Genomic DNA, 15,086 nt, shown 5'->3' with positions numbered 1-15,086 from the left:
ATCACCCTCACCTCGCAGGAGACACGAGAACCATGGCGAACGCACCGGTCCAGCGCATGTCCAAGTTGTTGGCGAAGACGTTGCGCGACGACCCGGCCGACGCCGAGGTCCTCAGCCACAAGCTGCTGGTCCGCGCCGGCTACGTCCGCCGCACCGCCGCCGGCCTGTGGAGCTGGCTGCCGCTCGGCAAGAAGGTCCTCTCCAACATCGAGCGCATCGTCCGCGAGGAGATGGACGCCATCGGCGCCCAGGAGGTCACCCTCCCCGCCCTGCTGCCCCGCGAGCCCTACGAGGCCACCGGCCGCTGGGAGGAGTACGGCCCCGAGCTGTTCCGCCTCCAGGACCGCAAGGGCGGCGACTACCTGCTCGGCCCCACCCACGAGGAGATCTTCACCCTGCTGGTGAAGGACCAGGCGTCCTCCTACAAGGACCTGCCCGTCATCCTCTACCAGATCGCCAACAAGTACCGCGACGAGGCCCGCCCCCGGGCCGGCATCCTGCGCGGCCGCGAGTTCCTGATGAAGGACTCCTACTCCTTCGACACCGCCGACGAGGGCCTCGCCGAGTCCTACGCCCTGCACCGCCAGGCGTACCAGCGCATCTTCGAGCGCCTCGGCCTGGACTACCGCATCTGCGCGGCGACCGCCGGCGCGATGGGCGGCTCCAAGTCCGAGGAGTTCCTCGCCCCCGCCGAGGCCGGCGAGGACACCTTCGCCGACTGCCCGAACTGCGACTACGCCGCCAACACCGAGGCGATCACCTTCGAGCTGAAGCCGGTCGACGCCTCCGGGGTCCCCGCGCTGGAGGAGATCCCCACCCCGGACACCCCCACCATCGAGACCCTCGCCGCATCCCTCGGCGTCCCCGCCTCCGCCACCCTGAAGAACCTCCTGGTCAAGGTCGACGGCGAGATCGTCGCCGTGGGCGTCCCCGGCGACCGCGAGGTCGACCTGGACAAGGTCGAGGCGCACTTCGCCCCCGCGAGCGTGGAACTGGTCACCGCCGAGGACTTCGTCGGCCGCCCCGACCTGGTCCGCGGTTACGTCGGCCCGCAGGGCCTCGGCGAGAAGGTCACGTACATCGCCGACCCGCGCGTCGCGCCCGGCACCGCGTGGATCACGGGTGCCAACAAGGAGGGCACGCACGCCAGGAACGTGGTCGCCGGCCGCGACTTCGAGGCCGACGCCTACGTCGACGTCGTGGTCGTCGAGGAGGGCGACCCCTGCCCCAAGTGCGGCACCGGCCTCAAGCTGGACCGCGCCATCGAGATCGGGCACATCTTCCAGCTCGGCCGCAAGTACGCCGACGCCCTCAAGCTCGACGTCCTCGGCCAGAACGGCAAGCCCGTCCGCGTCACCATGGGCTCCTACGGCATCGGCGTCTCCCGCGCGGTGGCCGCCCTCGCCGAACAGCACGCCGACGACAAGGGCCTGATCTGGTCCAAGGAGGTCGCCCCCGCCGACGTGCACGTGGTCGCCGCCGGCAAGGCCCTCCAGACCGAGCTGGCCCTCGACGTCTCCGAGAAGCTGTCCGCCGCCGGCGTCCGCGTCCTGGTCGACGACCGGGCCGGGGTCTCCCCGGGCGTGAAGTTCACCGACGCCGAGCTGATCGGCGTGCCCCAGATCCTGGTCGCCGGGCGCCGCTCCGGCGAGGGCGTGGTCGAGCTGAAGGACCGCCGCACCGGCGAGCGCGAGGAACTGACCGTCGAGGAAGCCATCGCCCGCCTCACCGCCTGAGCCGGGGGCGGCGCTACAGCCAGCCCGCGAACTCCAGCAGCAGTTCCGCGTCCTGCGGGCGGCCCACCCGGGCCGCCCGCACCCCGGACTCCACGGCCCGGAACAGCGTCCAGCCGCGCAGCCGCTCCCGGTCGACCTCCAGCGACTCCGCGAGCCGCTTGATCCGCCGCCGGACCGTCGACGCCCCGGACGGCTGGGCGATCAGGTCCTCCACCCGGTCCCGGACCAGCCGGGCCAGGTCGAAGGCCGGTTCGCCCACCACCGGGTCCGGGCCCACCGCCAGCCACGGCACCCGGTCCCCGGCCAGCACCTTGCTCTGCCGGAACGTGCCGTGCAGCAGCCGTTCCCCGGGCGGCGCGGCCAGCAACTCCTCGCGCACCGCCAGCGCCGCGTCCACCAGCGGCGCCACCGCCGGATCGGCCCCGGCGCCCGCGCGCATCGCCGCCGCCTGCCGCCCGGTCCGCCCGGCCACCGTCTCGAAGGGATGCCCGGCGGGCGGCTCCACCCACAGCCGGCGCAGCGTCCCCGCCGCCTCCAGCAGCGCCCGCGCCTCCGGCAGCGACCGCACCGACACGTCCGGGTGCAGCCGCTCGAGGAGCAGTACCCCCTCGTCGGCCCGCTCCTCCAGCAGCCGTACGGCACCCCGGCCGCCCCAGTGGGCCAGCGCCGCCCGCTCGCTCTCCGGGCGCGCCCGGGGCGGGGCCAGCTTCAGCACCGCGGGCGTCCCGTCGGCGGTGTGCGCCAGCACCACCAGGCTGCTGCGCCCGCCGGGCACCTGCACCCGCTCCACGGTCAACCCGCGTAGAGCGACGGCCCGGTGAGCCGCCTCGGGCAGGGCCGCGAGCCACGCGTCACCGTCCGGTGCCGTCTCACCGAGCGCCCTGACCAGACGCCGGGGCGGTTCGAAAGCCATGCGCGAGCCGTTCCCTTCCCGTACGGGTGCTCCCCGTACGTGTCACGCGGTCGGTGCCGCCGGTGCCGACGCGGTACCGGACCGCTCGGCGAGCCCAGGGAAGGCTACGCTGCCGCCCCGCCAGCGCACCGCGCGGACCGCCGCCTCCCGCAGCGCCTCCGCCGCGGCCCTGCGGCGCTCGCCGCCGGCCGCGCGCACCAGGTCCGAGTAGACCCCGGCCAGCCGTTCCTCCAGCTCGGCGGCGAGCCGCGCCGCCGAGGCCGCGTCCGGCACCGGGAAGGGCAGCGCGTACCCGGCCCGCGCGGCGACCGGGGCCGCCCCGAGGGCGCGCACCTGGCGCCCCAGCGTGTCCCGCCGGGCCCGGTGGGCGTCGTACGCCGCCCGGGCCTCCGCGCGCCGCTCCTCGCCGACCCGGCCGCCGACGACGCCGTAGCCGTAGACCGCCGCGTGTTCGGCCGCCAGCACCGCCTGGAGCGCCTTCAGTTCGCGCCGCTTCCCGTCCTTCTCGCTCACCGGTCGCCCTCCGTCAGCAGATACACATGGCCCGCCCCGGCCGCCGCCACCGAGGCCAGCAGCCGGGCCAGCTCGCCCGGTACGCCGTCCAGGGCCGCGATCCGCCGGTCGGCCAGCTCGCGTTCGGCGGCGGCGAGCCGGGCCAGCGCGTCCCGCTCGTCCGCCGGCACGTCGTCCGCGGTGGTGCCGTCCGGGCCGGCGGCCCGCGCCGAGCCGGACGGGGAGGCCGCGGCGGACGGGGTGCCCGCGCCGAACGCCGCCGCGTGCCGCACGACCTCCGCCCGCAGCGGACGCAGCCGCTCCGCCAGCGCCGGGTGCGCGGCGATCACCGCGGCGTACCGCCCGGCCAGCGCGGCGCTGTCCCGGGCCGCCCGCGCGCGGGCCCGGTCACCGGCCCGTACGGCGGCGGCGTCCGGCCCGTCCGGGCCCGACGACCCGGTGCAGCCCGCCAGCAGCGCCGCCCCGGCGGCCGTGACGAGCAGGCTCCTGCGGCGGGGCCGCCCGGGCGGGCGCGGCGATGCGGGCAACGACGACACGGCAGACGACACGGCAGACGTCCTCGGCAGGCTCGTACGGAAGCGGGAAGGGGGGCGGACACCGCCCAGGCGGCACGCCGTGATCACCGTACCCGGCAGGCCGCCCCGCGCCGCTCAGCGGCACCGCCCGGGGGCGCCGCCGGGGCCGGGTGGACGGCAACACCCTCCGCGACCGGATACCCTTTGACCAGACACGCGCACCGTCCCACAACAGCACACGCGGCCGAGGAGTCACCCGGATGAGCACCACCCAGAGCGAGAGGCTGCGAGAACTGCTGGAACCGCTGGTCGCCTCCCAAGGGCTGGATCTCGAGGAGATCGCGGTGGACTCCGTCGGACGCAAGCGGGTGCTGCGCGTCGTCGTCGACTCCGACGACGGCGCGGATCTGGACGCGATCGCCGATGTGAGCCGCGCGCTCTCGGCGAAGCTCGACGAGACCGACGCGATGGGCGAGGGCGAGTACACCCTGGAGGTCGGCACCCCGGGCGCCGAGCGCGAACTGACCGAACACCGCCACTACGTGCGTGCCGTCGACCGCCTGGTGAGGTTCCGGCTGACCGAGGGCGGCGACCTGGTCGCCCGCATCCTGACCGTGGACGACGAGGGTGTGGACCTGGAGGTGCCGGGCGTGAAGGGCCGCAAGGCCACCGCCCGCAGGCTCGCCTTCGACGCGATCGCGGGGGCCCGGGTCCAGGTCGAGTTCAACCGCAAGGACAAGCAGGACAAGCAGGACGAGCAGGACGACAGCGAGATGAAGGAAGAGGAGGAGGCGTAGCCGTGGACATCGACATGAGTGCCCTCAGGGGCTTGGTGCGGGAGAAGGAGATCTCCTTCGACCTGCTGGTCGAGGCGATCGAGTCGGCCCTCCTCATCGCGTACCACCGCACCGAGGGAAGCCGCCGGCACGCGCGCGTGGAACTCGACCGCACCAGCGGACACGTGACCGTGTGGGCGAAGGAGGACCCGGCCGACCTCGAGGAGGGCCAGGAGCCCCGCGAGTTCGACGACACACCGTCCGGTTTCGGCCGGATCGCCGCGACCACCGCCAAGCAGGTCATCCTCCAGCGGCTGCGCGACGCCGAGGACGACGCCACGCTCGGCGAGTACGCCGGCCGCGAGGGCGACATCGTCACCGGCGTGGTCCAGCAGGGCCGCGACCCGAAGAACGTGCTGGTCGACATCGGCAAGCTGGAGGCCATCCTGCCGGTGCAGGAGCAGGTCCCCGGCGAGAGCTACCCGCACGGCACGCGCCTCAGGTCGTACGTCGTCCGGGTGGCCAAGGGAGTGCGCGGTCCGTCCGTGACCCTCTCGCGCACCCACCCCAACCTGGTGAAGAAGCTGTTCGCGCTGGAGGTCCCGGAGATCGCCGACGGCAGTGTCGAGATCGCCGCGATCGCCCGTGAGGCCGGTCACCGCACCAAGATCGCCGTCCGTGCCACCCGCTCCGGACTCAACGCCAAGGGCGCCTGCATCGGCCCCATGGGCGGCCGGGTCCGCAATGTGATGGGCGAGCTGAACGGTGAGAAGATCGACATCGTCGACTGGTCGGACGACCCGGCCGACATGGTGGCCAACGCGCTCTCGCCGGCCCGGGTCACCAAGGTGGAGGTCGTCGACCTGGCCGCCCGGTCCGCCCGGGTGACCGTCCCCGACTACCAGCTGTCGCTGGCCATCGGCAAGGAGGGCCAGAACGCCCGCCTCGCCGCCCGCCTGACCGGCTGGCGCATCGACATCCGCCCGGACACCGAGCTGCAGCAGTCGGGGGAGTGAGATCCCCGGACCGTGGTACGGGGAATAGATCCAAGCCGTCCGGCGCTGAGATCACGACAGCTTCCGGGCGGTGAGTGCTCCGATTCTCGCCCCACAGGGGTGAGGTCGCCGCGGGGAGGTAGACTTAGAAGTGTCTGGCCGGACGCCTACTCGTGCATGCCCTGAGCGCACCTGCGTGGGGTGCCGGGAGCGAGCGGCCAGGACGGCGCTGCTGCGGATCGTGGCGGTCGAGGGCGAATGCGCCCCCGATCCACGCGGTACGCTGCCCGGCCGGGGTGCGTACGTTCACCCCACCCAGGTCTGTCTCGACCAGGCGGTACGCCGCCGGGCGTTCCCGAGGGCACTGCGCGTCCCGGGACCGCTCGACGTAAAGGCGTTGCGCCAGTACGTCGAGCAGACACAAGGTTGCTGACCGGAGAGTTTCCGGTGGGGCGACCGGCACGACGTGCCGCACGGAACCCCGTGCGGCTTGGTACCTCGCGAGTCGAAAGCAGGTCGAGATTGCGATGAGCACTCGATGAGTACGCGATGAGTACGCCCATGAACTAGCGACGGTCCGGACGCAACCCGGACCTCAAAGGAGCGAAGTGGCTAAGGTCCGGGTCTACGAACTCGCCAAGGAGTTCGGTGTGGAGAGCAAGGTCGTCATGGCCAAGCTCCAGGAACTCGGTGAATTCGTCCGTTCGGCGTCTTCGACGATCGAAGCGCCTGTCGTACGCAAACTGACTGACGCCTTCCAGCAGGGCAGCGGCAACGGCCGCGCCGCCGGCAAGCCCGGCGCCCCCCGCAAGGCAGCCCCCAGGCCCCCGGCGCCCTCCCCGGCGCAGTCGGCCCCCCGTCCGGGTCCGGCCGCGCCGCGCCCGGCGACCCCCAAGCCCGCGGCCCAGCAGCCGCAGGCCCCCGCGGCCCCGTCGGCGCCCGCGCCGGCCGCCGCCCCCGGCCCGCGTCCGACGCCGGGCCCCAAGCCCGCGCCGCGTCCGGCTCCGGCCGCGCCCGAGTTCACCGCGCCGCCGGCGGCTCCCGCCGCCTCGGCCTCCGCGCCGGCCCCGGCCGGTCCGAGGCCCGGCGCGCGTCCCGGTGCCCCGAAGCCCGGTGGCCGTCCGGCCGGCGGTCCCGGCCAGGGCCAGGGCCAGCAGGGTGGCGGACAGGGCCGTTCCGGCGGTCCCCGTCCCGGCGCCCCCGCGCCGCGCCCCGGTGGCCGTCAGGGCGGTCCGCGCCCGGGCAACAACCCCTTCACCTCCGGCGGCAACGCCGGTATGGCCCGTCCGCAGTCGCCGCGCCCGCAGGGCGGCGGCCCGCGTCCCGGTCCCGGCGGTCCCGCCGGCGCCGGTCCGCGTCCGCAGGCCCCCGGCGGCCAGGGCGGCGGCCCCCGTCCCCAGGCTCCGGGCGGCAACCGTCCGACGCCGGGCGGGATGCCCCGTCCGCAGGGCGGCGCCGCTGGTCCGCGTCCCGGCGGCCCGCGTCCCAACCCCGGCATGATGCCGCAGCGTCCCGCTGCCGGCCCGCGTCCCGGCGGCGGCCCCGGCGGCCGCGGTCCCGGCGGTGCGGGCCGTCCCGGCGGCGGCGGTCGCCCCGGCGGCGGCGGCTTCGCCGGCCGTCCCGGTGGCGGCGGCGGTGCCGGTCGTCCCGGTGGCGGCGGCGGTTTCGCCGGCCGTCCCGGTGGTGGCGGCGGTTTCGCCGGCGGCGGTGGCCGTCCCGGCTTCGGCGGTCGTCCCGGCGGTCCCGGTGGCCGTGGTGGCACGCAGGGCGCCTTCGGCCGTCCCGGCGGTCCCGCGCGTCGCGGTCGCAAGTCGAAGCGGCAGCGGCGCCAGGAGTACGAGGCCATGCAGGCCCCGTCGGTCGGCGGCGTGATGCTGCCCCGCGGCAACGGCGAGACCATTCGCCTGTCGCGTGGTGCGTCGCTCACCGACTTCGCGGAGAAGATCAACGCCAACCCGGCGTCGCTCGTCGCGGTCATGATGAACCTCGGCGAGATGGTCACGGCCACGCAGTCCGTCTCCGACGAGACGCTCCAGCTCCTCGCCGACGAGATGAACTACACGGTTCAGATCGTCAGCCCGGAGGAGGAGGACCGCGAGCTGCTCGAGTCCTTCGACCTGGAGTTCGGCGAGGACGAGGGCTCCGAGGACGACCTGGTCGTCCGCCCGCCGGTCGTCACCGTCATGGGTCACGTCGACCACGGCAAGACCCGGCTGCTCGACGCCATCCGCAAGACCAACGTCATCGCGGGCGAGGCCGGCGGCATCACCCAGCACATCGGTGCCTACCAGGTCACGACCGAGGTCAACGAAGAGGATCGCAAGATCACCTTCATCGACACCCCGGGTCACGAGGCGTTCACCGCCATGCGTGCCCGCGGTGCGAAGTCGACCGACATCGCGATCCTGGTCGTCGCGGCCAACGACGGCGTCATGCCGCAGACGGTCGAGGCGCTCAACCACGCCAAGGCGGCCGACGTCCCGATCGTCGTCGCGGTCAACAAGATCGACGTCGAGGGCGCCGACCCGACCAAGGTGCGCGGTCAGCTGACCGAGTACGGCCTGGTGGCCGAGGAGTACGGCGGCGACACCATGTTCGTCGACATCTCCGCCAAGCAGGGTCTGCACATCGACTCGCTGCTCGAAGCGGTCATCCTGACCGCCGACGCCTCGCTCGACCTGCGGGCCAACCCGACGCAGGACGCGCAGGGCATCTCGATCGAGTCCCGTCTCGACCGCGGCCGCGGTGCCGTGGCGACGGTCCTCGTCCAGCGAGGCACCCTGCGGGTCGGCGACACGATGGTGGTGGGCGACGCCTACGGCCGCGTCCGCGCCATGCTCGACGACAACGGCAACAACGTCGCCGAGGCCGGTCCCTCGACGCCGGTCCAGGTCCTGGGCCTGACCAACGTCCCGGGCGCCGGTGACAACTTCATCGTGGTCGACGAGGACCGTACGGCCCGCCAGATCGCGGAGAAGCGCGCCGCCCGTGAGCGGAACGCCGCGTTCGCCAAGCGCACGCGCCGCGTCTCCCTGGAGGACCTGGACAAGGTGCTCAAGGCCGGCGAGGTCCAGCAGCTGAACCTGATCATCAAGGGTGACGCTTCCGGTTCGGTCGAGGCCCTGGAGTCCTCGCTGCTCCAGCTGGACGTCGGCGAAGAGGTCGACATCCGCGTCCTGCACCGCGGCGTCGGCGCGGTCACGGAGTCCGACATCGACCTGGCCATGGGCTCCGACGCCATCGTGATCGGCTTCAACGTCCGCGCGGCCGGCCGCGCGGCGCAGATGGCCGAGCGCGAGGGTGTGGACGTCCGGTACTACTCGGTCATCTACCAGGCGATCGAGGAGATCGAGGCGGCCCTCAAGGGCATGCTCAAGCCGGAGTACGAAGAGGTCGAGCTGGGCACGGCGGAGATCCGCGAGGTCTTCCGCTCGTCCAAGCTGGGCAACATCGCGGGTGTGCTCATCCGCTCCGGCGAGGTCAAGCGCAACACCAAGGCGCGCCTCATCCGCGACGGCAAGGTCATCGCGGAGAACCTCAACATCGAGGGTCTGCGTCGCTTCAAGGACGACGTCACCGAGATCCGCGAAGGCTTCGAGGGCGGTATCAACCTCGGAAACTTCAACGACATCAAGGTCGACGACGTCATCGCGACGTACGAGATGCGCGAGAAGCCGCGGGTGTAACAGCCCCGACTTCGAGACGGTGCGGTTCCGGGGCCGGTCGGCGGAGAGCAATATCCGTCGATCGGCCCCGGCCGTTCGTTGTACGGTTCTGATGTCCCCGCCCATGGATGGCGGGGCCATCGATCCCGGACCGGCGGGTGAACCGGTTGCACATGTATGTGGGGACGCTGTCCTTCGACCTTCTCCTCGGCGACGTACATTCGCTGAAGGAGAAGCGCTCCGTCGTCCGTCCGATCGTCGCCGAACTCCAGCGGAAGTACGCGGTGAGCGCGGCGGAGGTGGATCACATGAACCTCCATCGCCGGGCCGTCATCGGCCTGGCCCTGGTGTCCGGCGACGCCGGACACCTCAGCGACGTGCTCGACCGGTGCGAACGGCTGGTGGCCGGCCGGCCCGAGGTGGAGCTGCTGTCCGTCCGACGGCGGTTCCACGGCGAAGACGACTGACCCACGAATCACAGCGAAGAAAGAACGGGAGACGGACCAGTGGCCGACAACGCGCGGGCCAAGAGGCTGGCGGACCTCATCCGGGAAGTGGTGGCCCAGAAGCTGCAGCGCGGGATCAAGGACCCGCGGCTCGGCTCCCACGTCACCATCACGGACACCCGGGTCACGGGTGACCTCCGGGAGGCGACCGTCTTCTACACGGTCTACGGCGACGACGAGGAGCGGCAGGCCGCCGCGGCGGGCCTGGAGAGCGCCAAGGGCATCCTGCGCTCCGAGGTCGGCAAGGCGGCCGGTGTGAAGTTCACCCCGACCCTCGCCTTCGTCATGGACGCCCTGCCGGACACCGCCAAGAACATCGAGGACCTCCTCGACAAGGCGCGGCAGTCCGACGCCAAGGTGCGCGAGGCGTCCGCGAACGCCCGCTACGCCGGCGAGCCGGACCCGTACCGCAAGCCGGGCGAGGACGACGAGGACGACCCGGCCGACGAGACGGACGACACCGCTAAATGACCGACAAGCACACCACGCCCGACGGCCTTGTCATCGTCGACAAACCGTCGGGCTTCACCTCGCACGACGTCGTCGCCAAGATGCGCGGCATCGCCCGCACACGGCGCGTCGGGCACGCCGGCACGCTCGACCCGATGGCGACGGGCGTCCTGGTCCTCGGCGTGGAGCGGGCCACCAAGCTCCTCGGGCACCTCGCCCTCACCGAGAAGGAGTACGTGGGGACCGTCCGGCTCGGCCAGACCACCCTGACCGACGACGCCGAGGGCGAGATCACGGGGTCCACCGACGCCTCGAAGGTCACCCGGGAAGCGGTCGACGCGGGCATCGCCGAGCTGACCGGCGAGATCATGCAGGTGCCGTCCAAGGTCAGCGCCATCAAGATCAACGGAGTGCGCTCCTACAAGCGGGCGCGCGAGGGCGAGGAGTTCGAGATCCCGGCCCGCCCGGTCACCGTCTCCTCGTTCACGGTGTACGACGTCCGCGAGGACACCGCCGAGGACGGCACCCCGGTGCTCGACCTGGTGGTGTCGGTGGTCTGCTCCTCCGGCACGTACATCCGGGCGCTCGCCCGCGACCTCGGCGCCGGGCTCGGCGTCGGCGGTCATCTGACCGCGCTGCGCCGCACCCGGGTCGGGCCGTACAAGCTGGAGTCGGCCCGCACCCTGGAGCAGCTCCAGGAGGAGCTGACGGTCATGCCGGTCGCCGAGGCCGCCGGTGCCGCCTTCCCGCGCTGGGACGTCGACGCGCGGCGCGCCCGGCTGCTCACCAACGGGGTGCGGCTGGAGATGCCCGAGGAGTACGCGGGGGCCGGCGCGGTCGCCGTGTTCGGCCCCGCCGGCGAGCTGCTCGCGCTGGTCGAGGACCAGCGGGGCAAGGCCAGGAGCCTGGCCGTCTTCGCCTGATACGGGCCGGTCGCGGCACCTGCCCGTGGAGCGGCGGACACGGGGATGCCTCGCCGCCGCTCCACGGTCCCCCCTCGGTTCCCCCACCCCTAGGGTGTATCCAAGGCACCCCTCCTGTTCACCCGTCCGGGCAGGCGCTCGGAGTGAAGCGGGGGAGTGGAAGGGGGCGCGTTCGCCGAGCGATCTTTCCCGGCGATCATCATCCGCCTACCGTCGGACGCAGAGCACGGGTGTATGGCGGGGGAGGTCCGGCGATGACGCCGACGTCGCGGAACCGGTTCCGGGAGACGTCCGGGGACACGGACGAGGTCCGGGGCGCGGCCGAGGCCGCGGGCGCCCCGCCGGGCGAGCGGGCCCCGGAGCCGGACGGTCCGCCGCCCGCCCCGGCCGGCCCCGCCCTGGTCCGCGTCCACGACCTGGCCGGACGTCCGCGCGGCACCGGCTTCCTCGCCGACCACCACGGCACGGTCGTCACCAGCCACGAAGCCGTCGACGGCCTGCCCCGGCTGGTCCTGCACGGCGCCCGCGACCGGTGCTGCACCGTCACCGCCGACGCCGTCATCCCGCTGCCCGGCCTGAACCTCGCCCTGGTCCGCACCGAGGGCCTCGGCCTGCCCCCGCTGCCGCTGACCACCGGCGACGGCCCCGCCGCCGGGAGCTACGTACGGATCGCCGCCGGCGGCTGGCGCGAGGCCCGCGTGCTGGGCACCGCCGATGTCACGTACACCTCCACCGAGGGCTTCCACTTCCTCGGCGGCGCCCTGGAACTGGCGGTCGGCACACTGGGCCGGGACGCCCTGCGGCTCGGCGGCGGAGCGACGGGCGGGCCGGTGCTGGACGCCGCCACCGGGGCCGTCCTCGGCGTCCTCGGCACCGCCCTGCGGTCCGCCCACAGCGACGTCGGTTTCGCCGTGCCGCTGCGCCGGGCCGACGCCCCCGGCCCCCTCGCCGAGCTGTTCGCGGAGAACGCGGCGACGGTCCCGGCGTACGGCCCCGACCTCAATCCGGCGGGCGTACGGGAGCTGACGGCGGCCTCGGGCCGGCCGGACCGCACCCGGGGCGCCGGGCCGGCGGGCCGGGCCGGCGCGCCGCCGCCGGTCGAACGGGCGGCCCCGGCGGCGGAGTTCGCCGCCTTCGCCGACAGCCCGGCGTACGTCCTCGGGCTCGTCGGTGCCCCCGGCAGCGGCCGTACGACGGAGCTGGCGGCCCTCGCCGAGCGGCGCGGTCGGGGCCGGCGCCCGGCCCCGACCCTGTGGCTGCGCGGCGCCGACCTGCGCGCCGAGGACGCCTCGGTGGCCGACGCGGCGGGCCGGGCCCTGGAGCGGGCGGCCCGGACCGTCGGCGCGTCGGGAGGGCCGGCCGGGCCGAACGGGTTCGGCGGGGTGGGCGGCCGGGCGGCGGAGGCCGGGGGAGCGGCGACGGAGGCCGTGGGCCCCGCGTCCCCCGGGCCCGGCGGCGACGCACCGGGCGGTGCCGCGGGGCTCGGTGACGTGACCCCCGGGCGGGTGGCCGGACTGGCCCGGGACGCCGGACGCCCGCTGCTCCTGCTGCTGGACGGACCGGAGGAGATGCCGCCCGGCCTGGCGCACCGGCTGGCCGAGTGGAGCGAGAGCACGGCGGCCTGGCTGCGGCGGACGGGGTCCCGGCTGATCGTGGCGTGCCGCCCCGAGCACTGGGAGCGGGCGGGCGCGGCGTTCCCCCGCGAGGTGCTGTACCGGCCCGGCACGGCCGCCGTCCCCTGGCTGCCGCCGTGCGTGCCCCTCGACGACCTGACGGAGGACGAGGCCCGGCGGGCACGGACCCGCCTCGGCGTCCCGGACGGGACGCTGGCGGACGCCGACGCCCGCCACCCCCTCACCCTCCGCCTGCTCTCCGAGGTCCGCGCCGCCCTGGGCGAGCCGCCCCGCCCCGCCGGCGGGGTGCCGGCGCTGCCGGGCGGACCACCGGAGCCCGGCCCCGCCCCCGCCGCCGTACTGGGCCGGGACGAGGTCCTCGCCGCCCACCTCGACCTCGTCTGCCTGCGCGTCGCGGCCCGCCTCGCCACGGAGAACGGCCTGCGCGGCACCGCCGTACGGCGGCTCGCGGCGAAGGTGTCCGGGCAGGTCCACGAGGCCGCCCGGCGCAGCCTCGCCCCCGGGCAGGGCGAACTGGACCCGGCGGCGTTCGAGGAGGTCTTCCCCCGCGATCAGGCCCCCGCCCGGCTCGGCGGCGGCACCGGCTGGGCCGCCGCCGTCCTCGCCGAGGGCCTGCTGGTGCCCGCAGGCCGCGGCTACCGCTTCGCGCACGAGGAGCTGGCCGACTGGCTCCAGGGCTTCCACCTCGACCTGGACGGGGCCCTGAACGCCCTCGTCCACCGGCACGGCCCGCTCGGCACCGGGCCCGCCGCCGACGTGCCGCACCACCGCATCGGCCCGGTCGTCGAGTCCCTGCTCCACGTCGCCCGCCAGCACGGCTCCGACCGGCTCGCCGCACGCCTGGCGGAGCTGGCGCAGGCCCTCGACGCCGAGCCGCCCTCCTGGTGGACCGCCCGGCTCCTCACCGGAGTCCTGTCCCGTGTGCCCGACCCGGTGCCGTACGCCGGCGTGCTCCGGCGGCTCGCCGACGCGGCCGCCGCCCGGCGCGAGGAGGGGCGGCCGGTGCCGCGCGAGTTCGGGCCGGCCTTCTGGGCGGCCCTGCCGGTGCCGGACGACCTCCGCCTCGACCTGTTCCGCCGGCTCGTCCGCGCCGACGGACCCCCGCACGAGCCGGGCCCCCGCCACCTGGACACCGTCGCCTCCCTCCTCACCGACCGCCCCGCGGCTGTACAGCCCTGCCTCGTCCGCTGGTTCGACGACGAACGGCCCCTGCCCGCCGCCCCGCACGCCACCGTCGCCACGGCCGCGCAGGCCCTGCTGCACACCCACCGCCACCACGCCCCGGACGACCTCGTCGAGACCCTCGTGGACAGCGCCCACCACCGCGCCGGCGAACTGCTCGCCGTCCTCGCCGAGGAGGAGCCCTCCGCCGTCTGCCGCGCCGCCGACCGGTGGGCCCGCGACGAACGGCCCGAGCGGCGCGCGGCGGCCGTGACCTACGCCCTGCGCGCCGCCGAGCACGTCCGCACCGAGACCGACCGCCAACTGCTGCGCTACACCGCCCTCGCCCTGCTCGTCCGCTCCGCCGACAGCCCGCTGCACGGCGCCGCCCTCGCCCTGCTCGTCCGCGATCCGGACAGCCGCGACCGCCACCTGGAGCGGGCGCTGCGCCACTTCGCGGCCGGCGACCCCTACCTCCCGCCGAGCGCCCTGGCCGCCGCCCTGCCCACCCACCCTGGGCCCGTCCTCGACGCCTTCCGGGCCCGGCTGCGCGGCCCGGACGCCGGGGAGGCCCTGCGCCGGCTCGCCGACGCGGCCACCCCCGAGCTGGCGCCCCGCGTCGCCGAGGTCCTCGCGGAGACCGCCGCCCAGCACCCGGAGACCGCCGGGCAGGTCGCCGGGTACGTGGAACGGCGGCTCGGCCGGGACCCGGCCGCCGCCGACGACGTACTCCTGCCGCTGGCCGGCGGACTCCTCACGATCGGACCCGTGCCGGTGCGCACGGCGCTCGCCACGGTGCTCGGCGCCCCCGGCCGCGCCCCGCTGCGCGGCGCCCTGCGGGACGTCCTCCTGGAGCACGAACGCGACCCCGCGGTCCTCGACGCGCTGCTGCGCGCGGCGGTCCTGCCGGTCCACGCCGGCGAGGGCGGCGGCCACGGCGACGCCCTGCGCCCCCTCGTCCGCCGCGTCGGGCTGCTGCTGGTCCGCACCCCAAAGGGCGCCGCCCGCTTCGACGGCACCCTCGTCGCCCTGGCCCGGCAGGCCCCCGGCTTCGCCGCCCGCCTGGCCGGCTGGCTGGCCGGCGCGCCCCAGGAGTGGGCGGCCCTGATCGGCCCGGGCACCCGCCGGACCGTCGAGAGCCTCGCCGGCCAGGGCATCCCCGTACGAGGGGGCGGGCGCGACCGGTGAGCCGGCCGCGGTGACCGGCCACATCCCATGCCGATGCGGGCCGGGCGCGGGCGGCATGGCACCCTTAGACCTGCGACAAGAGGCAGGGTTCTCGACGAGTTTGCGACAAGG

General features: G+C 75.0%; 12 protein-coding genes. 9 read left to right on the top strand and 3 right to left on the bottom strand.

Annotated elements, in window-relative coordinates:
• Positions 1-32 precede the first annotated feature (32 nt).
• Entirely contained in the window at positions 33-1,736 is a 1,704-nt protein-coding gene (locus Sdagh_RS11795; protein WP_189424174.1) for a proline--tRNA ligase, read from the top strand.
• A 13-nt stretch (positions 1,737-1,749) separates the two neighbouring features.
• Here the strand turns inward: Sdagh_RS11795 and Sdagh_RS11790 are convergent, their stop codons facing one another.
• From Sdagh_RS11790 to Sdagh_RS11780, 3 genes are read right to left on the bottom strand one after another with little or no spacing between them, the layout of a single operon-like run.
• Positions 1,750-2,649, bottom strand: coding sequence for an aminoglycoside phosphotransferase family protein (locus Sdagh_RS11790; RefSeq protein WP_189424176.1), 900 nt, complete (start codon positions 2,647-2,649; stop codon positions 1,750-1,752).
• Between the two features lie 42 nt (positions 2,650-2,691).
• The gene (locus Sdagh_RS11785) at positions 2,692-3,162 is read right to left on the bottom strand and encodes a ferritin-like domain-containing protein (RefSeq protein ID WP_189424178.1); all 471 of its coding nucleotides are present in this window, start codon (positions 3,160-3,162) and stop codon (positions 2,692-2,694) included.
• Positions 3,159-3,710, bottom strand: a complete 552-nt coding sequence (locus Sdagh_RS11780) for a hypothetical protein (RefSeq protein ID WP_226535054.1) — start codon at positions 3,708-3,710, stop codon at positions 3,159-3,161. The genes Sdagh_RS11785 and Sdagh_RS11780 overlap by 4 nt, the downstream gene beginning before the upstream one ends.
• A 227-nt stretch (positions 3,711-3,937) precedes the next feature.
• Between Sdagh_RS11780 and rimP the strand changes: the two genes are divergently transcribed.
• The 8 genes from rimP (at position 3,938) to Sdagh_RS11740 (ending at position 14,975) form a co-directional block, all read left to right on the top strand.
• Entirely contained in the window at positions 3,938-4,474 is a 537-nt protein-coding gene (gene rimP, locus Sdagh_RS11775) for a ribosome maturation factor RimP (RefSeq protein WP_190078421.1), read from the top strand.
• A 2-nt stretch (positions 4,475-4,476) separates the two neighbouring features.
• On the top strand, positions 4,477-5,469 hold the full coding sequence (gene nusA / locus Sdagh_RS11770) for a transcription termination factor NusA (protein WP_189424183.1): 993 nt from the start codon (positions 4,477-4,479) through the stop codon (positions 5,467-5,469).
• A gap of 130 nt (positions 5,470-5,599) precedes the next feature.
• Complete coding sequence (locus Sdagh_RS11765; protein WP_189424185.1) at positions 5,600-5,881, top strand: YlxR family protein; 282 nt, start codon at positions 5,600-5,602, stop codon at positions 5,879-5,881.
• 175 nt (positions 5,882-6,056) lie between these two features.
• The gene (infB, locus tag Sdagh_RS11760; RefSeq protein WP_189424187.1) at positions 6,057-9,134 is read left to right on the top strand and encodes a translation initiation factor IF-2; all 3,078 of its coding nucleotides are present in this window, start codon (positions 6,057-6,059) and stop codon (positions 9,132-9,134) included.
• 152 nt (positions 9,135-9,286) lie between these two features.
• A complete protein-coding gene (locus Sdagh_RS11755) occupies positions 9,287-9,580 on the top strand; it encodes a DUF503 domain-containing protein (RefSeq protein WP_189424190.1) in 294 nt (97 codons plus the stop codon).
• Between the two features lie 39 nt (positions 9,581-9,619).
• A complete protein-coding gene (gene rbfA, locus Sdagh_RS11750; RefSeq protein WP_189424192.1) occupies positions 9,620-10,090 on the top strand; it encodes a 30S ribosome-binding factor RbfA in 471 nt (156 codons plus the stop codon).
• Complete coding sequence (truB, locus tag Sdagh_RS11745) at positions 10,087-10,992, top strand: tRNA pseudouridine(55) synthase TruB (RefSeq protein ID WP_190012158.1); 906 nt, start codon at positions 10,087-10,089, stop codon at positions 10,990-10,992. Before rbfA ends, truB begins: the two co-directional genes overlap by 4 nt.
• Positions 10,993-11,246: 254 nt before the next feature.
• The gene (locus Sdagh_RS11740; RefSeq protein WP_226535052.1) at positions 11,247-14,975 is read left to right on the top strand and encodes a trypsin-like peptidase domain-containing protein; all 3,729 of its coding nucleotides are present in this window, start codon (positions 11,247-11,249) and stop codon (positions 14,973-14,975) included.
• Positions 14,976-15,086: the final 111 nt, after the last annotated feature.

Origin of the sequence: Streptomyces daghestanicus, assembly GCF_020521275.1 — a bacterium.
In the GTDB taxonomy this organism is placed as follows: Bacteria; Actinomycetota; Actinomycetes; order Streptomycetales; family Streptomycetaceae; genus Streptomyces; species Streptomyces griseoviridis.
Note: the sequence above shows the minus strand (reverse complement) of the source record. Positions and strands in the feature narration are given on the sequence as shown.